At 64.4% G+C, this 16,374-nt stretch carries 17 protein-coding genes; 9 read left to right on the plus strand and 8 right to left on the minus strand.

Translation table 11 applies throughout. The features are described from left to right. Nucleotides 1-402: 402 nt before the first annotated feature. The 3 genes from VF168_08100 to VF168_08110 all read left to right on the plus strand — a co-directional run bounded on the left by VF168_08100 (nt 403) and on the right by VF168_08110 (nt 2,137). Entirely contained in the window at nt 403-627 is a 225-nt protein-coding gene (locus VF168_08100) for an antitoxin (GenBank protein ID HEX7004135.1), read from the plus strand. Beyond that, nucleotides 627-953: a type II toxin-antitoxin system PemK/MazF family toxin gene (locus VF168_08105; GenBank protein ID HEX7004136.1), complete on the plus strand. Its 327-nt coding sequence runs from the start codon at nt 627-629 to the stop codon at nt 951-953. The genes VF168_08100 and VF168_08105 overlap by 1 nt, the downstream gene beginning before the upstream one ends. 218 nt (nt 954-1,171) lie before the next feature. Next, nucleotides 1,172-2,137, plus strand: a complete 966-nt coding sequence (locus VF168_08110; GenBank protein HEX7004137.1) for a S26 family signal peptidase — start codon at nt 1,172-1,174, stop codon at nt 2,135-2,137. Nucleotides 2,138-2,246: 109 nt separating this feature from the next. Here VF168_08110 and VF168_08115 read toward each other — a convergent pair whose 3' ends face one another. Together VF168_08115 and VF168_08120 are read right to left on the minus strand one after the other, a co-directional pair. Continuing rightward, a complete protein-coding gene (locus VF168_08115) occupies nt 2,247-2,516 on the minus strand; it encodes a helix-turn-helix domain-containing protein (protein ID HEX7004138.1) in 270 nt (89 codons plus the stop codon). A 533-nt stretch (nt 2,517-3,049) separates the two neighbouring features. Then, the gene (locus tag VF168_08120) at nt 3,050-4,279 is read right to left on the minus strand and encodes a type II secretion system F family protein (GenBank protein HEX7004139.1); all 1,230 of its coding nucleotides are present in this window, start codon (nt 4,277-4,279) and stop codon (nt 3,050-3,052) included. Between the two features lie 207 nt (nt 4,280-4,486). Here VF168_08120 and nth point away from each other — a divergent pair, with 207 nt between their 5' ends. The 5 genes from nth to VF168_08145 all read left to right on the plus strand — a co-directional run bounded on the left by nth (nt 4,487) and on the right by VF168_08145 (nt 10,696). After that, the gene (nth, locus tag VF168_08125; GenBank protein HEX7004140.1) at nt 4,487-5,134 is read left to right on the plus strand and encodes an endonuclease III; all 648 of its coding nucleotides are present in this window, start codon (nt 4,487-4,489) and stop codon (nt 5,132-5,134) included. A 166-nt stretch (nt 5,135-5,300) separates the two neighbouring features. Next, entirely contained in the window at nt 5,301-6,356 is a 1,056-nt protein-coding gene (locus VF168_08130; GenBank protein HEX7004141.1) for a YpdA family putative bacillithiol disulfide reductase, read from the plus strand. Nucleotides 6,357-6,475: 119 nt separating this feature from the next. Beyond that, a complete protein-coding gene (locus tag VF168_08135) occupies nt 6,476-7,534 on the plus strand; it encodes a M42 family metallopeptidase (GenBank protein ID HEX7004142.1) in 1,059 nt (352 codons plus the stop codon). A 17-nt stretch (nt 7,535-7,551) separates the two neighbouring features. Continuing rightward, a complete protein-coding gene (locus VF168_08140; GenBank protein ID HEX7004143.1) occupies nt 7,552-10,059 on the plus strand; it encodes a CBS domain-containing protein in 2,508 nt (835 codons plus the stop codon). A gap of 4 nt (nt 10,060-10,063) precedes the next feature. Continuing rightward, nucleotides 10,064-10,696, plus strand: a complete 633-nt coding sequence (locus VF168_08145) for a site-2 protease family protein (GenBank protein ID HEX7004144.1) — start codon at nt 10,064-10,066, stop codon at nt 10,694-10,696. Nucleotides 10,697-10,816: 120 nt separating this feature from the next. Here VF168_08145 and VF168_08150 read toward each other — a convergent pair whose 3' ends face one another. The 6 genes from VF168_08150 to VF168_08175 all read right to left on the minus strand — a co-directional run bounded on the left by VF168_08150 (nt 10,817) and on the right by VF168_08175 (nt 15,532). After that, a complete protein-coding gene (locus VF168_08150; protein HEX7004145.1) occupies nt 10,817-12,877 on the minus strand; it encodes a protein kinase in 2,061 nt (686 codons plus the stop codon). Continuing rightward, entirely contained in the window at nt 12,877-13,641 is a 765-nt protein-coding gene (locus VF168_08155; GenBank protein HEX7004146.1) for a Stp1/IreP family PP2C-type Ser/Thr phosphatase, read from the minus strand. The genes VF168_08150 and VF168_08155 overlap by 1 nt, the downstream gene beginning before the upstream one ends. A 61-nt stretch (nt 13,642-13,702) precedes the next feature. After that, the gene (locus VF168_08160) at nt 13,703-14,317 is read right to left on the minus strand and encodes a DsbA family protein (GenBank protein ID HEX7004147.1); all 615 of its coding nucleotides are present in this window, start codon (nt 14,315-14,317) and stop codon (nt 13,703-13,705) included. Nucleotides 14,318-14,454: 137 nt separating this feature from the next. After that, a complete protein-coding gene (locus VF168_08165) occupies nt 14,455-14,820 on the minus strand; it encodes a roadblock/LC7 domain-containing protein (GenBank protein ID HEX7004148.1) in 366 nt (121 codons plus the stop codon). Next, on the minus strand, nt 14,817-15,173 hold the full coding sequence (locus tag VF168_08170; GenBank protein HEX7004149.1) for a roadblock/LC7 domain-containing protein: 357 nt from the start codon (nt 15,171-15,173) through the stop codon (nt 14,817-14,819). The genes VF168_08165 and VF168_08170 overlap by 4 nt, the downstream gene beginning before the upstream one ends. Then, nucleotides 15,170-15,532 carry a roadblock/LC7 domain-containing protein gene (locus tag VF168_08175; GenBank protein ID HEX7004150.1) on the minus strand — a complete coding sequence of 121 codons (363 nt, stop codon included), beginning with the start codon at nt 15,530-15,532 and terminating at the stop codon, nt 15,170-15,172. Before VF168_08175 ends, VF168_08170 begins: the two co-directional genes overlap by 4 nt. Before the next feature lie 90 nt (nt 15,533-15,622). Between VF168_08175 and VF168_08180 the strand changes: the two genes are divergently transcribed. Then, the gene (locus VF168_08180) at nt 15,623-16,339 is read left to right on the plus strand and encodes a purine-nucleoside phosphorylase (GenBank protein HEX7004151.1); all 717 of its coding nucleotides are present in this window, start codon (nt 15,623-15,625) and stop codon (nt 16,337-16,339) included. Nucleotides 16,340-16,374 lie beyond the last annotated feature (35 nt).

The following is a 16,374-nucleotide window of genomic DNA, read 5'->3' on the forward strand; positions in this document are numbered from 1 at the left end:
TCGTCGTTATGTACCTGACCGCCTTCCTGGTAAGTGTCTGACTGCAGTCAGCGCCCGTAGTCTGATCTCATCCTCGTCGGGGTACCGGCTCATGTCACGGAACAAGCAGAACCGGAGGGAGATCCTCCCTGTCCATCCACGTGAGCATCTGGCGGAGTACTTGGAGGAACTAGGCGCAAGCCCGTATCGATTGACGAAGGAAACCCAGGTTCTGCAGACACGGGTGAGCTAGGTAGTCCCAGGCGAGCGGGCAATAACAGCAGATACGGCGCTCCGATGAGCCAACTCCTTCTATACCAGTGCCCAATTCTGGCTCTCAACCATGCCAGACAATGGCAGTCTTCGTGGCAGGAAGCGCCATGGATCGAGCTTGGTACGCCAAAAGGTAGTAAGATGTAGAGTATGAGTCAGCAGAAACTCAGTGTCTCGGTTCCACGTCCACTCGCCAGGTTCATCGAGGAGTACAGGCGCGAGCACAACCTCAAGACGAAGAGCAGTGTAGTGGAGCGCGCCTTGGAAGCACTTCGCGAAAAGGAACTGGAACAGGCCTATGCCCTGGCGTCAAAAGAGAACGATCAAGCTTGGGATGCAACAGTCGCGGACGGACTGCGGGACGAGCCCTGGTAATGATCAGGGGAGACATCTGCTACGCCGACCTCGACCCCAGCATCGGCAGTGAAGCCAACAAGCGCAGGCCCTGCTTGATCGTTTCCAATGACGCCAACAACCGAGCCGCTAACACTATTACCGTACTGCCAGTAACTAGCAACGTAGAGCGCATATACCCATTCGAAGTCTTGGTGGAAACGGAACTCGGTAAACCGTGCAAGGTTCAGATTAACCAGGTCCGGACCATCAGCAAACAGCGCCTTAGCGGGGCGCCCCTCACCCGCCTACCGGAAGAGACCATGCACCTCGTCGATGACGCCCTACGCCTGCACCTTGACTTGTAACGGCCGGTTCGAGCGGCAACCCCACACCTCTCTGCGCGAAACGCCACTGCCACCCCAGTCAGCCGCTTCTCACGGGATTGACGAGTCGGATGTAATCCTCCAATTACCTGCCCGTATTAGCAGTTCGGCACGTAAGACAGGCAAGAGTTCGTCCGAAGAGACCTGACATGAAGCTCTTCGAGGTGTCGCCGTAGGTCAACCTGTTACGCTTGACTGAAATGCGCACCGTGGGCAACAGGAAGCGTGTAAGCGGCAGTTCGAACAGCAGCAAGAGCATCGGTTCGCGACTACTACGAGAAGTGCGAGGCTACGCTGAGGCTCTCGTCATTGCTTTCCTCGTGGTCACCTTCGCCTTCAACACCGTCGGCGTGGTCGGATCTTCAATGCAGCCCACACTAGACGGTGGGGCCGGTAGAGGACGTCTTCTCCAATCGCTGTTAACTGGCGATCGAGTGTTCATCCCCAAGTACGAGACCTGGCTTCGCAGGTTGGGCCTCCTCGGACCCTACCACCAACCCGGCCAAGTAGTAGTACTTCGCGAGCCGCCTAACTCCCCCACCGCCCAACTCCCCGAACGCCAAGACTGCGCTCAGGAAGTCATCGGCCTACCCTGCCGCCCCTTCCTGATCAAGCGGGTGATCGCTGGCCCCGGCGACCACCTGAGCATGGTGAACGGGCAAGTCCACCTGAACGGCACACCGCTCGAAGAAGCGCACCTAGAAAGCGAGCAGTTAAGACGCGAACCAGAGTACTTCCCAGTCATCACCCAATCGAATGGGGTCGTTACCGCTGTTGGCGTCAACCTAGCGACGGCGCCTTCCGGCATTACCTATCCCATCCTCCCAACCAAAGTGGACGTCAGCGTCCTCTACCCGCCCCAACACCCGCTCATCCAGTACTTCTATGGAAAAGTACTAACCTCACTAGCTGCAATTTCGGAGGAAGCTCCAGTGCGCGAGCCCTTCGTGCACGAAATCGTGGTTCCGCCCGACCACTACTTCGTTATGGGCGACAACCGCTCCCGCGGCGGCAGTGAAGACTCTCGCCTTTTCGGACCGATACCAGGCATAACAATCGCAGGTAGGGCAAGTGCAGTCATCTGGCCGCCGAGGCGAGACGGCCAGTGGAACTGGCGGGCACTTCGGTCACCCAGCGAGTACAAGACGGCAGCAGTCAACCAATAGCGGACGCGGCCAAGCACAATTCGACGGCGGCACAATCGGGGCCTCGGCACTGATCCCACTCTAGGAACCTCCACTTACGCGCCCTACTCAACAACTCGTTCTGGGCCGCCTACTTAGCGAGTTCCCTGAGCACCTCGGGATGCCTGACAGCTACCTGAAGCAGAGTCCTGGCTGCGCCCGTCGGCTCGCGGCGCCCCTGTTCCCAGTCCTGAAGCGTACGAGCGGACACCCCCAGTAACCCGGCGAAATCACGCTGAGACAGGCCCACGTGGGCCCGGGCCGCTGCCACCGGGGACAACTCTACTTCCGTCACCCGCTCGGCCTGTCCCCGCTTCATCTGCTGTACGGACTCGAGCAGATCCTTCTGAAACCTTTCCATCTCGCTACTCATTCCCTAGGCCCCGCTTAAAAAGAGTCAAAAACCTGTTGGCAGATTGTCGAACTTTGACTTGGCGTAAACGATCAGCAACCATCGCCAGCGATGGTGTAGATGACTCGAGCCCCGCCACGCTTACCCCGTCCCGATGCCGACCACCGAACCTTCCTGCAGCCCCCCTGGTTGATCATGAACGTAGCGAACGTATGCCTGAGGACATGAGGGGTAACCCGATCCCTAAGGCCCGCTCGCTTCGCCACCCTATTCACGTGCCAGCGCAGAGTCGCAACACTCGACCGCCGCGCAGGGCGGTGCTTCGCCACCAACAGGGCGGCATGGTCGTCGGTCCTAGCCGAGAGATACCTCTTCAGCCAAATAGCCGCCTTCGCTCCGAAGTATACCTCGCGCTCCCGGTGGCCCTCGCCCAACACCAGAATGCTGCTCTCGCGCCAGTCGACGCCACACCGGTTCATCCCGTGAACCTCACCGATACGTGCATAGGCGCCAACTCAACTCTGCACCTAGAAGGCTGCTGCCTACGCGCTCAGCTGGCTGATGATCGAGAACATCGGCAGGAACATGCCGGCTACGATGAAGCCGACGATGGTGCCTAGGAAGACGATCATCGCAGGCTCCAGAGCTGCCGTGAGCGAGTCCACGGCCTCATCTACCTCGCGCTCGTAGAAGATGGCGATCTTGTCCAGCATCGAGTCGACCGCGCCTGTCTCCTCGCCGATGGCGATCATCGACGACACGAGTGGCGGGAAGACACGCGGGTACTGCACCAGGGTCGTGCTTATCTGCTCGCCCTTCTGTACCGACTCCTTGGTCTCGTCCAGGACGTCCTCGACGATGATATTGCCGGCCGTGCCCTTGGTTATGTCGATCGACTCGATGATGTTCACACCGCTCTTGAGGAGCAGACCGAAGGTGTTGGAGAAGGAGGCGATCGCTGTCTTCTGCACCAGCGGCCCGATGATTGGCAGGCGCAACAGCAGCCTGTCGATGACGTGCTTGCCGTTGTTCGTCCTGTAGTAGAAGCCTATGCCGACGATCAGCGCAACGATGAGCCCGACCAGGATGTACCACTGGAACCGGAGGAAGTCGGAGATGGCGATGAGCACAGCAGTGATGGTCGGCATCTCGCCACCCAGCTGGTCGAGGATCTGGGCGAACTGCGGCACGATACCCGTGAGGAGGAACCAGGTGACCGCCAGGGCGATGACGAGCACCACCGTCGGATAGGTAAGGGCGGTGCGGATCTTGCCCCGCAGCGCGGCCTGCTTCTCCTGGTAGGAGGCGACCCTCTCCAGGATGCCGTCGAGGTTGCCCGACACCTCACCTGCTTTGACCAGGTAGACGTAGAGCTTGTTGAAGATGCCGGGGAACTTCGCCAGGGAGCCGGAGAGCGGGAGGCCTGTCTCGACGTCTTCGCGGATCTTCTTGAGGGCGTCTTTCATGCCCTGCTTCTCGGCCTGCTTCTGGAGGATCGCCAGCGACTGCACCACCGGCAGGCCGGCGTTGATAACGGTGGCGAACTGGCGGCTGAAGACGGTCACGTCGCGCAGGTTCGGCTTCGAACCGATGTCGAGCCACTTCGGCAGCTTGATATCGGCATTGAGACCCGACTTGGGCGCCTTTATCTCACTGATGAAGAAGCCCTTCTCCCGCAATGCCGACGCCACGTCCCGTTGGCTGGCAGCCTCCATGGACGCGGCCACGATCTTCCCTGTCCGGTCCCTTGCCTTGTACTCGAAAACCGGCATCGATCCTCCTAAAAGTGCGCCGGCCGACGGCGCTGCACGGCAAAGTCTAGCCTCGGCCCCTCCTCTGCTGCTGCTGGATTCTGCACTTCTGCCGGTGGGAACGGCGATCGCCGAGCTCCGGCCACCCCCTTCCTCGATGGTGCAGGAGGATCGCGCGGCCTCGCATCCGGTCGATAGCGCGATAGGTCGCGCGGATACAATGCCGGGATGCCACGTGAGAAGATCGCCGACAAGCGCACCCGGGCAACCGAGGTGCTCGCGCGGCTGCGAAAGCTCTACCCCAACGCCAGAACCGAACTGGAGTACCGCAGCCCTTTCGAGCTGTTGGTCGCGGTCATCCTCTCGGCCCAGGCCACCGATGCGGGCGTCAACCGGCTGACACCCCGCCTCTTCGACCGGTACCCCGACGCATCCTCACTTGCCCGGGCCACCCCCGAGGAGGTCGAGCCGCTCATCAACAGCATCGGGCTCTTCCGAGGTAAGGCCAGGAACATCGTGGCAGCAGCCAGGATCCTCGTCGAGAAGCACGCCGGCGAGGTTCCCGACGACTTCGATGCCCTGCTCGAACTCCCGGGAGTGGGCCGGAAGACGGCCAACGTCGTACTCGGGACCGTCTACGGCCGACCCGGGATCGCCGTGGACACGCACGTCCTGCGGGTCTCGAACCGCCTCGGCTTCACCCGTTCCGATGATCCAGTGAAGGTCGAGAAGGACCTCGAACGGCTCTACCCGAGCGAACAGTGGGTATTCGTCCACCACGCCCTCATCCTGCACGGCCGAAGGATCTGCGTAGCCCGCACGCCCAAGTGCGCAGATTGCGTTCTCAACGACATCTGCCCTAGCAGCAGGGTATAGGGGCCGGCAGGCCGCAGGCTTGGAGGAGGGAGCCGCAGGCTTGGAGGTGGGGGCGCGCGACCACCAGGGTAGACATGCCTACTTCCGCTCATCTACTGCCTGAACCTCTGCCAGCCTGTAACCAGCCGGGAAATCCGGACGGGCATCGGTTGGTACGCTTGCACCCATGTTCGACCTAGCCATCGTTGGCGCCGGGCCCATCGGCCTGGAAACGGCCATCCTCGCCAAGCGGGCAGGGCTCGATTACGTAGTCCTCGAGAAGGGCAGCGTGGTCAACGCCATCTGCGGCTACCCGACCTACATGACCTTCTTCACCACCTCGGACCGCCTCGAGATCGGCGGCCACCCGCTCGTTTCACAGACCGATAAACCTACTCGCAAGGAGGCGCTCGAGTACTACCGGCGCGTCGTTCAGAACGAGAACCTCGAGGTGCGACTCTACACCGAGGTGTTGGAGATCACGCCCTGCACACGCGGCTTCGAGCTTAAGACGGCAAGCCGCCGCCCTGGTCAAGCTGCATCGCCCGGCACATCGGACCGAGCTATCGAATCGGGCCGCGACGAGGAGCAGGCGAACGATCGGATACTCGCCCGCAAAGTCGCTGTAGCGACCGGCTACTACGATCATCCGAAAATGCTCGGGGTCCCTGGCGAGGACCTTCCGCACGTAAGCCACTACTACACCGAGGCCCACCCCTTCTTCCGGCGCAAGGTGACGATCGTGGGCGCCGGCTCGAGCGCTGCCGACGCGGCACTCGACCTCTTCAGAGGCGGAGCCAAGGTGACGATGATCCATCGGGGAGACGATTTCCGCCACAGCCTCAAGTATTGGGTTCGGCCCAACCTGGAGAACCGCGTCAAGGAGGGCTCGATCGAGCTGCACCTGAACACGGTGGTCGAGGAGATAACGCCCCAGGCGGTTATCGCGCGCAAGGAAGGCGAGAAGCTAGTCATCCCCAGCGACCAGGTCTTCCTCCTCACCGGTTACTTCGCACCGCACAATCTGATCTCAGCAGCCGGGGTCGCTTACGACCCGGACACCCTCGCCTGCGATCTGGACGAGGAAACCTTCGAGAGCAACGTACCCGGCCTCTACCTCATAGGGTCTGCCGGTCACGGCAACAAGACCTCCGACGTGTTCATCGAGAACGGACTCGTACACGCGAGGAAGGCGATGGACGACATCGTGGGCAAACTGAAGGGAAGCGCCGTGCCCGGCTGAAGCGCTCGCCCTGCGTCGTTCCGTGATGGATCGTGGGCCCGGCGCTCATCCGGGCCCCGAACGGTAGCCGACCGGCTGCTGCTCGCGGTAACGAGCGTGTGCAACTGTATGCTGCCCGCATGACCCAGTACGATTTCCTCCGCGATCTGCTGCAGAGCCCGGGCGTGAGTTCGTTCGAGGGCCTGCCTGCGAAAGTGTGGCGGGACCAGGCTCGCGCTTACGGCGCCGAGGTGGAAACGGACGCCTACGGCAACAGTTTCGCCCGCTTCGGCAAGGGCGGCAGCCCGCGAGTGATGCTGGCGGGCCACGTCGACGAGATAGGCCTGCTCATAACCTACGTCGATGACGCGGGTCTCCTCTACTTCACGGGCGTCGGCATCAACGAGGGCAGCGGCTTGCCGGGCCAGCGGGTGCGTGTCGTGTCCGAAGGGAACGAGTTGCCGGGCGTGATCGGGCGCAAGGCGCCTCACCTGAGTGGTAGCGACGACCGCGGCAAACGGGTGAAGCTCGAAAGCCTCTGGATAGACATCGGGGCCCGCAACAAGGAGGACGCGCTGAAGCGGGTGCAGCCAGGAAGTTTCGCGGTCTTCGAAGCACCGGTGATCGAGCTCGGCGATAACCGCTGGGCTTCGAAGGCGATGGACGACCGAGTAGGAGCTTTCGTGGCGCTAGAGGCGGCGAGGCGTGCCTCTGCCTCGGGAGCCAAGGCCGAGATAGTGGCCGCGGCGACGACGCAGGAGGAGATCTCCGGCGTTGGCGCTAACGTAGCGGCCTACCGGATAGAGCCGGACCTGGCGATCGCGCTCGATCTGACTCACGCCAGCGACGTTCCCGACGTGGACAAGAAGAGTCAGGGTGAGATCGAACTGGGCAAGGGACCGGTGCTCGAGGTGGGCGCCACGGTACACCAGGGGCTGATGCAGCGCCTCCGTGAATGCGCCGAGAAGGAGGGCGTCCCCTACCAGCGCGGTTTCAGCGGTCGCAGGACGGCAACCGACGCCGACGACATCGCCAAGGTCAGAAGCGGCGCACCCACGATCCTCGTGTCGGTGCCCAACCGGTACATGCACTCACCGGTCGAGATCGTCGATCTCAACGACGTGGAGGGCGCCATCAAGCTGCTGGAGCGTTTCATCGTCGAACTGGAGGGCGCCGGCGACCTCTATCCGCGAGACTAGGAGCGCCGGCGGCGCTCATGAAGCTGATCGTCACCCACGAACAACCGGACTTCGATGCGCTGGCCGGCCTGGCTCTGGCCCGCTTGGCCCACCCCGGCGCCGTTGCGGTCCTGGGGGGCGACGTGCCGGACAACGTTCGCGCCTTCCTGCACCTGTACCGCGACGAACTGGAACTGCGCCCTCCGGACGAGGTGGATGCCAGCGACGTAACCGAGCTGATAGTCGTTGACACCAACGATCCGGCCCGACTGGGCGGTTTCCGCGACCTGCTCGGTACCGTTCCGGTGACGGTGTACGACCACCACCCTCGTCACGACGCGGAGATCAGGGCCGCTCACGGCATCCAGGAGCAGGTCGGCGCCACCGCAACGCTGCTTACCCGGCACCTCGAAGCGTCCTCGATCGCCATCCCCCCGCAGATCGCCAGCCTGGCCCTCCTGGCCATCCACGAGGACACTGGCAACCTCTCCTTCGACCTAACCACCGCCGAGGACTACCACGCAGCTACCCTGCTCATGCGCCGGGGCGCCTCCCTGGCGGTCGTCCGGGAGTTCCAGAGCGACTCCAGCGACAGCGACCAGAGGGAACTGCTCGGGGCCGTCCTGGAGCGCGCCCGCATCGTTCAGCTGGGCGGTTTCACCGTCGCCGTATCGGCCTTCGAGTTCCCCCGCTACGTCAGGCAGGCGGTGGGCAGCTGCAATCGGCTGCTAGGCGAGACCAGCAGCGACGCTGCCCTCGTCGTCGTGAAGATGGAGGGCAAGACACTGCTCTTCGCCCGCAGTCTCCGCGGATTCGATGTCGGCGCTGCCCTGACGAGCGAGTTCGGGGGAGGCGGCCACGCCGGCGCAGCCTTCGCCCGGAGCGACCTGGAGCCTCCCGAGGCGGCAGCACGGGCACTCGAAGCGCTCGAGCGGCACATGCCGGCGTCTCTCACGGCCCGCGAGATCATGAACAGCCCGGTTCGGAGCCTGGAGGCGGAGGATACGGTCGCCGAAGCCCAGAGCCAGCTGAGCCGTTTCGGCCACAACGGTGCCCCGGTTGTGAGCGACGGGAAACTGGTTGGCATCATCTCCCGACGCGACCTGGAGCGGGCCCTGCGGCACGACCTGGGCCAGTCGAAGGTGAGCGGGTTCATGAGCAGAGACGTCATCACCGCCACACCTCAGGCCACGCTGATCCAGCTCGAGCGGTTGGTCGAGGCCCACAACATCGGCCGCATCCCGATAGTCGAGGGCGAGGAACTGGTGGGCATAGTCACCCGTAGCGACCTGCTGGCTGCCCACCATCCGCCTCGCGAACCGGCCACAGCTCTGGAGGTGAAGGAGCGCCTGCCCAGTGAGGCCCGAGACGTGATCGAGCGGGCCGCGGCAGAACTGGCCGGTACGGACGAGGAGGCCGCGCTCTACGTAGTGGGCGGCACCGTTCGCGATGCGCTTCTCGGCAGGGCCCTGGTCGACCTCGATCTCGTACTCGAGGGTTTCGCCGCAGAAACTCTGGTAGGCCGCCTGCAACGCAAGCTGGGCGGGAGCATGACCTTCCACGCCTCCTTCGGCACCTCCACCCTCACACTTCCGAGCGGACTGGCCGTGGATGTGGCCGGTGCTCGCGAGGAGTACTATCGCCACCCGGGAGCCCTGCCCCAGGTAACGCCCTCCTCGATACGCAAGGACCTCTCGCGGAGGGACTTCACAATCAACACCATCGCGGTCCGCCTCTTCCCTCTGCCACCGGAGCTGATAGACCCGTTCGACGGGCTGCGGGACCTCGAACGGAAGACCCTTCGCACGCTTCACCCGCTCTCCTTCGACGAGGATCCCACCAGGATCCTGAGGGGAGCGCGATTGGCGGGACGCCTCAATTTCGATCTCGCCGCCTCGGCCCGGAATCAGGCTACCCAAGCCCTTGCGGGTGAGGCGCTGGCGAAGGTAAGCGGCTCCCGCCTGCGAGCCGAACTGGAACTGACGTTGGCCGAGCCGCGGGTCACTCCCGCCCTCGGCATCCTCGACTCGCTGGGGGCCATGCAGAAGGTCTACGGCCTCGAGTTCGACGAATCGCTCACCGGTCGACTCGACGAACTTCGGACGAAGGAGGAGGTTCCCGACATCGCCTACCTGCTGGCCCTCCTGCTGGGCAATACGGCCGGCCGGGCGGCCGCCCATGTCGAGGAGTTCCACTGGCCGAGGAGGCTGCTGGCGAGCCGCGAGAACCTGGTCCGGGCGGCGGAAGAGGACGATGTTTCGGACGAGTGGTTGGAGTCCGCGGACGAAGCTCAACGATCCGTAGCGAAGGCGCTCTCGCCAGCGCTGGCAGCGCGTGTGGAGGCGTTCGAAGAGGCCCCCAGGCGCAGAAAGGTGCGCGGAAGGGACGTGTTAGAGTTGGGCCTGCCCCCCGGACCCGAAGTCGGGGAGATCCTGTCGCAAGTGGCCAGGGCGAGGCAGCACGGCCGGGTCAATTCCTTCGAAGAGGAACTCGAGCTGGCCCGGCGCCGGGTCGAGGAACGACTGCAGCGCCGAGCGCGGGAGTAACGTCATGATCCTCAATTTCTGGAACAACCCGACCATCCTCGTCATCAGCGCCATCGTCATGATCATGGCGCTCATCTTTCACAACATGGTCCAGGCCTGGGTCGCTTCCCGCTACGGCGACAACGGACCAAGGCTGTCGGGCTACATGAACTTCGATCCGCAGCAGCAACTGGAACCGTGGGGCGTGCTGCTCCTGTTCCTGCTAGGCTTCGGCTGGCCGCGAACGATCCCCGTCAACAGCCGTAACTACCGCGGCCGTGGCAAGCAGGAGGCGATGGTCTGGTACAGCGGACCGCTCACCTACCTGGGGGTCGCTACCCTCTGCTACCTGCTCGAGTTGGTCTTCCGTAACATGGGCAGTTTCGAACTCGCCCGAGCGTTCTTCGCTGCGGGCAACTTCGCCGTGCTCCACGCGGCCATCAACATCATCCCCGTCTACCCGCTCGACGGCGCCCGCGCAGCGCTCGCCTGGGGCGGACCTGGTGTGCGGCGATTCATCGGCCAGATCGCGTCCTACGGCATCATCGGCTTCTTCGTGGTCTTCCTGGTGCTCTCCTACACCGGCATAACGGGCTTCATCATCGGCTTCTTCAACAGCATCATCCGCGGCCTGCTGCAACTGATACCCGGGCTCTAGTTGGGGGCGACGCAACGCGACCCAACGCGATCGAACGCCACCGAACTCGACCTACCGCGATCGAACGCCACCGAACTCGACCCAAGGCGACCGAACGCGACCACCGCAAGCTGCGAAGGCTCAGCTCCTGCTCGTCGTAGCCGCCTGCGCACCCCTGGCTGACTCGTCGACCCTGCGTACGTCGACGATCATCTGCACGACCGGGGCGTAGGTCTCGAGCGTCGCCAACAGCTGACCCGAGGGCTCGTACTTGCGGATCGACTGGCCCCCCCGCCTGGCCGCGTAAAGCTGACCCTCGTCATCCACGCCCAGGTCGAGGAGGTTCTCGTTCGAGTCGCCGTGCACGGTGTCAACGTTGTACGACTGGACCAGCTTCCCGTCGGGGCTGACCTTGCGGATCTTGGCCCCTGAGGCGTCGCTGATGAAGAGGTTGCCATCGGCGTCCACGGTCAGGCCGTCGAGGAGCCGCATCCCCGCCTGATCCCCACCCTGCTTGAACGCCCAGCGCGTCTGGTAGGTGCCGTCCGGAGCGAGCCGCTGTACCTGCCGATTGCCGTAGTCGAGAACGTAGACGGCCCCGTCGCCACCCACCACCAGAATTCGCGGGTCGTTGAAGGTACCGCGCCCCTCGCCCCGCCCGCCGAAGCGGGCCAGGAAGTTCCCCTGCGAATCGAAGCGCTGGATGAGGTGGGTCTCGGCGTCCAAGACGTAGAGGGTGTCGTCGGGCGCCACCGACAGCGAAACCGGGTAGAGGAACTCGCCCTGCTTCATCCCATAGGAACCGAAGCTCGTGAGCGGAGTACCGTCCGGCGCCAGCTTGTGGATCATCCTGTGCTCGGTCTGACCCAGCTGGTACTCGAACACGGCCGCGTAGTAGTTGCCGGCGCTGTCGACAGAAACCGAGAGAGGTGCGGCGGTGAACGAACCGGCTCCTTCGCCGATGTCGCCCAGGCTGGCATGAAGGGCGCCGGCCGGGTCGAGCACCCGCAATACCCCCTGCTTGGTGCTGACGGTAAGGACGATGCGGCTCGGAAGCTCCGGGATCCCCTCGTCCGAGAGGTCGGCACTGGCCAGAGCCGACTGCACCTCCTCCAGCGAGGGCCGGTCGTCCGGGTCCTTCTCGATCATCTTCATCACCAGGTCGTCGAGCACCTTGGGTACCCGCAGGTTGAGCTGGCGGGGCGGCGGCGGACTCTGGAAGATCTGCTGGTGGACTATCGCCTCGTAGCCGCCCTTGAAGGCGGTCTGCCCGGTGAGCATCTCGTAGAACACCAGCCCCAGGCTGTAGATGTCGCTGCGGTGGTCGATCTTGAGGCCGCGCGCCTGCTCGGGCGACATGTAGACGGGTGTGCCGATCCGTGCACCGGTCATGGTGAGGCGCGAGAGCACTTTGCCGCCGGCGATGCCGAAGTCCATCAGCTTCACCGCATCGGGCGCCAACCTCGGCTCTTCGCCGTCGCGGATGCCGCCTTCGAGGATCATGATGTTGGCCGGCTTGATGTCGCGGTGGATGATGCCGGCAGAGTGGATGTGCTGCAGGGCGCTGGCAACCAGCGCCATGACGTCGACCGAGAGTTCAGCGTCGAGCTCCTGTGTCTCGATATAGCTCTCCAGCGACCGCCCCTTCACGAACTCCATGACCATGTAGTGCTTTATCCCCAGGCTGCCGTGCTCGAAGGTGCGGACGATGTTGACGTGGTTCAGCCTCTGGGCGACCTCGGCCTCCCGGTGGAAGCGGCGGATGAACTTGGCATCGGCGACGTACTGCTCCATCGGGATCTTGAGCGCGACGATCTGGCCACCGTTGAGCTTCCGGGCCCGGTAGACGCTCGCCATACCGCCCGAGCCCACCTTCTCGAGGATCTCGTAGCCCGGTACCTCCATCGGATCGAAGCCGGGAGAACCGCGGTGCGAGCGCTTGCCCTTCGATCGTGCCGCGTCCTTCCGCTTGCGGGGCGCGACCCTTGGCTTGCGGGCGGTGCCCTGGTTGCCGGTAACGAGAAGTCCCAGCGCCAGCGCGAAGAGCGCTACCGGCGCCAGGGCACGGTCGGCTCCGCTCACTGCCAGCAGTCCGGCGACCAACAGGGCGCCCAGAGCGACGATGGTGATCTTCACCCAGGAGGCCGCGTGTAGCAGCCAGAGGACCAACAGGAGAGTGATCACCAGCAACACCCAGAGCATCAGGGAACCTCGGCGATCACGAGGGTGATGTTGTCGGGTCCGCCCCGCTGATTGGCGAGGCCGATGAGGTACTCGACGCTCGACTGGCGGTTGCTCGTGCGGCCGATCTCGGCCAGGATCTCCTGGGGCTGCACCTGGCCGTGGAGCCCGTCGCTGCAGAGGGCCAGGACGTCGCCGCTACGGACTCCGAACGGGATGATGTCCGGTTCGACCTCGGGCCGGGTGCCCAAGGCGCGGGTGATGAGGTTGCGCCACTCGTGCGTCCGGGCCTCGGCGTCGGTGAGCAAACCGCGCTTGCGCTGCTCCTCGACCCAGGAGTGATCGACGGTGAGCTGATGGATGCGGCCGTCTCGCACCAGGTAAGCGCGCGAGTCGCCTACATGGCCAACCACGGCGTTGCCGTCGTGTACGGCCGCCAGGGTGAGGGTGGTTCCCATCCCCTTGCGGCCGCTCTCCCTGGTCGCTTCGTTGTAGACCTTGCGGTTGGCGAGCCGGATCGCTTTCTCGGTGAGGCGCTCGATGCTGACCATCGGCTTGCCCATCTCGAGCTCGCTCACGTAGCGACTGAACGATTCGTCGAGCACTTCCATCGCGAGTTTCGAGGCTACCTCGCCGGCCGCCGCGCCACCCATGCCATCGGCAACCGCAAGCAGAGTCAAGGGCCCACCGCGGAGCGAGAACTGCAGCACGCGGTGGTAATCCTCATTCAGCGGTCTGACGCGGCCCACATCGGAGCCGTGGCCTACGTTCTGACCCAGGCGCACGCGGTGAGTCTATCCCTTGCGAGCGGCGTGTCTTGACGAACTATCCCACACGCCCGCGGCCTCAGTTTCCCTTGGCTCTCGGCCTTCTGACGGTTTCGAGGTAAGGGAAACGCTCGAGCAGATTCCGGTAGTCGTCGAAGAGCCTGAGCGCTTCCCCCCTGTCGCCCGGCAGCTCCTTTATCCGCAGATAGGCGAGGTGCCCGCCGGTGAACTCGAAGGTCGGGGTGCCGAAGACGTCGAGGGCGACAGCCCGGTAGTGCTCGTGCGCCAACTGCGTGCGGCACTCGGGATCGGCCAGATCGCTCTCGAAGCAGGCCATGTGCACGCCCACCTGCTCTGCGACCGAGAAGATCGTCTGCTGGTCGAACGGCCGGTGATCGCGGTGGCGGGCCCGAAGCAGCGCCAATAGGAAAGCGCCGTGCTTCTCGGCTCCCTGCCGGCGCACGGCGCATGACGCGAGGAAAGGCAACAGGCCGTTACAGCCGTACTCGTCCTGCGGATCGAGGCGTTCGTTCCAGAGTTGCCAACCGTTCCCCTGGAGACGCGCCTGCATCAGGCTGAAGTGTTGCCACTCGAACTCGATCTCCCGCTCGGTGGAGACGATCGCGGCGACCTCGGCGCCCCGCCAGGCGTAGGGGCACAGGTAGTCGACGTAGACGCGAACTGTCTCCGGCATGGACACATTACAGCCCGGGTTGTTGCCGAGAACGGGTAGTGCGAGCGACAGGCAGGCCGGTTGGAACGGCGGTTGTGCAGGCCTTCACGCCGCAACGGTGGAGTGATGTCCCCCCTACCGCGACGGCGGTCGGGATGTTACTGGCTGACTGCCTGCGACAGTTCGGGCAGCAGCTTGCGGAGCTGGAAGCGCACACGCCCGAGCGAGTTGGCGCCGTCCAACGTGAGTACGGCGACGTACTCCTTGCCGGCCGCCTCCAGCGGGGTCATCAGCACCGGTCCGTTCTCGTATTCGATCATCGTCTGCGTGACCCGCCCCTCTCCCAGCAGCCCGGCGAGCGCCTTGCTCGAGGAAAGGCTGCTGGCGATGGCGCCGCCGACGAACGAGAGGTCGGTCCCCTCGCTGGAGACCCCTTCCAGCACCATCCCGTCACTGTCCACCACGGCCGCGCTACGCACGCCACGGATCTCCAATACCTGCTGCAACAGCGGCTTCAGCTTCACGCTTCTCCTCTCAGCTCGAGCCTGAGTGGCTCCAGCGCGCTCTCCTGGATGAGCGGCGCGGCGTTGTGCGAGCTCTGCCTGTCGCTCACGATCGCAAGGTAGTAGCCGGAGACCGGGAAGATGTCGAGATTATGGCCCTCGAGTTCGACTCGTTGACCGCTCGGCTCGCCCAGCCCCAGCTCCCGGCAGGCACGACGGCTGGCGAAGGCGATCCCTGCCACCTCGGCCGCCAGTTTCTCGGCCCGCAGGCCGTAGCCGAACATCTCGACCGGCAGGCCGTCCTGGGTGAGGAGCAGAAGCGCCACCAGTCCGTCGGCCCCCAACAGGGGGCGGAGTGCTACCTTGAGGCTCATGCCAGAACCTGCGCCAGCCGCGCCCCCGCCTGGTCGGTATAGAGGCGAGCCTTGCCCAGGTTGCCTTCGGCCTCGAGGAGCATGAGGCAGAAGAGGTCGTTGCCGAGTAACCGCACGTAACCGACGCGCTCCTGGGAACCGAGGACCAGCTCACGGAGGTCGCCGCTCCTTAGGTGTGTCGACATCGCGCTCCTCGCCGACGCCAGTATGTTCGTAATCTCGGCGGCGGCAGCCGAGAGATCGGTTTCGTCGTTGCTGTACTGTTCTACGAGGAGGCCGTCCATTCCCGCTACGGCTGCCGCGACTGAGCCGTCGACCTGTTCCACCAGGTGAGCGAGAATCTCGTCCAGCTCGGTCATCTGGGGGAGTCTAGCACGGGCCCCTCAGCGGTGTCGTTCAAGTTTTCGCACCCGTGGAGGGCGTTTTCTCGTCTGCTATCTTGTTTGGGCATGAGCCAACTCCACATCCACGCGCGCTCCTCGGATGTCGCCCCGTTCGTGCTCCTCCCCGGCGATCCGAACCGCGCGACCTACATCGCCCACAACTTCTTCGACGAGCCTCGGCTCTACAACGAGAACCGCCAACTGCTCGGCTACACGGGCAGCTACAAGGGCGTGCCCGTGAGCGTGCAGGCTACCGGTATGGGGTGCCCCAGCCTCGCCATAGTCGTCGAGGAGCTCATCCGGTTGGGCGCCCGCACCCTCATCAGGGTGGGGACCGCCGGCATAGTCGCCAAGGAGGTGAGGCCGGGCGACCTCGTGATCGCGACCGCCGCCGCGGCTGCCGACGGCACGACCCGGCAGTATCTGGATGGGGCTCCCAGCGCTCCTCACGCGTCGTTCGAGGTGGTCGAGGCGCTGCGATCGGCAGCTGGCGCCGGTAGCGGCATCCACCTCGGCCCGATCAGGACCGAAGACGCCTTCTACGCGACCAGCAAGGAGGATGTCGCCAGGCTTCGCGAGCAGGGGCTGCTGGCCGTCGAGATGGAGGCCTCGGCGCTCTTCCTCCTCGGTCAGCTTCGCGGCGCCCGGTGCGGCTGCGTCCTGGCCGCCAGCAACGCCATCGGCGACTCCTCGTTCATCGATCCGGAAGTCCTGCGGCGTAGTGTCGGGCGGATGACCGAGGTGGCCCTCGACGCCTGCCTGAGACTGCACGCTAACGCCTGAGGGTGGCGCCCGCCGGGGCCGGCAGCCTCCGGCGG

This window comes from Trueperaceae bacterium, assembly GCA_036381595.1.
Classification (GTDB): domain Bacteria; phylum Deinococcota; class Deinococci; order Deinococcales; family Trueperaceae; genus DASVCN01.

Coding starts and splice junctions, on each gene's coding strand:
- VF168_08100 (HEX7004135.1), top strand. CDS start 403: ATGAGTCAGCAGAAACTCAGTGTCTCGGTTCCACGTCCACTCGCCAGG.
- VF168_08105 (HEX7004136.1), top strand. CDS start 627: ATGATCAGGGGAGACATCTGCTACGCCGACCTCGACCCCAGCATCGGC.
- VF168_08110 (HEX7004137.1), top strand. CDS start 1,172: ATGCGCACCGTGGGCAACAGGAAGCGTGTAAGCGGCAGTTCGAACAGC.
- VF168_08115 (HEX7004138.1), bottom strand. CDS start 2,516: ATGGAAAGGTTTCAGAAGGATCTGCTCGAGTCCGTACAGCAGATGAAG.
- VF168_08120 (HEX7004139.1), bottom strand. CDS start 4,279: ATGCCGGTTTTCGAGTACAAGGCAAGGGACCGGACAGGGAAGATCGTG.
- nth (HEX7004140.1), top strand. CDS start 4,487: ATGCCACGTGAGAAGATCGCCGACAAGCGCACCCGGGCAACCGAGGTG.
- VF168_08130 (HEX7004141.1), top strand. CDS start 5,301: ATGTTCGACCTAGCCATCGTTGGCGCCGGGCCCATCGGCCTGGAAACG.
- VF168_08135 (HEX7004142.1), top strand. CDS start 6,476: ATGACCCAGTACGATTTCCTCCGCGATCTGCTGCAGAGCCCGGGCGTG.
- VF168_08140 (HEX7004143.1), top strand. CDS start 7,552: ATGAAGCTGATCGTCACCCACGAACAACCGGACTTCGATGCGCTGGCC.
- VF168_08145 (HEX7004144.1), top strand. CDS start 10,064: ATGATCCTCAATTTCTGGAACAACCCGACCATCCTCGTCATCAGCGCC.
- VF168_08150 (HEX7004145.1), bottom strand. CDS start 12,877: ATGCTCTGGGTGTTGCTGGTGATCACTCTCCTGTTGGTCCTCTGGCTG.
- VF168_08160 (HEX7004147.1), bottom strand. CDS start 14,317: ATGCCGGAGACAGTTCGCGTCTACGTCGACTACCTGTGCCCCTACGCC.
- VF168_08170 (HEX7004149.1), bottom strand. CDS start 15,173: ATGAGCCTCAAGGTAGCACTCCGCCCCCTGTTGGGGGCCGACGGACTG.
- VF168_08175 (HEX7004150.1), bottom strand. CDS start 15,532: ATGACCGAGCTGGACGAGATTCTCGCTCACCTGGTGGAACAGGTCGAC.
- VF168_08180 (HEX7004151.1), top strand. CDS start 15,623: ATGAGCCAACTCCACATCCACGCGCGCTCCTCGGATGTCGCCCCGTTC.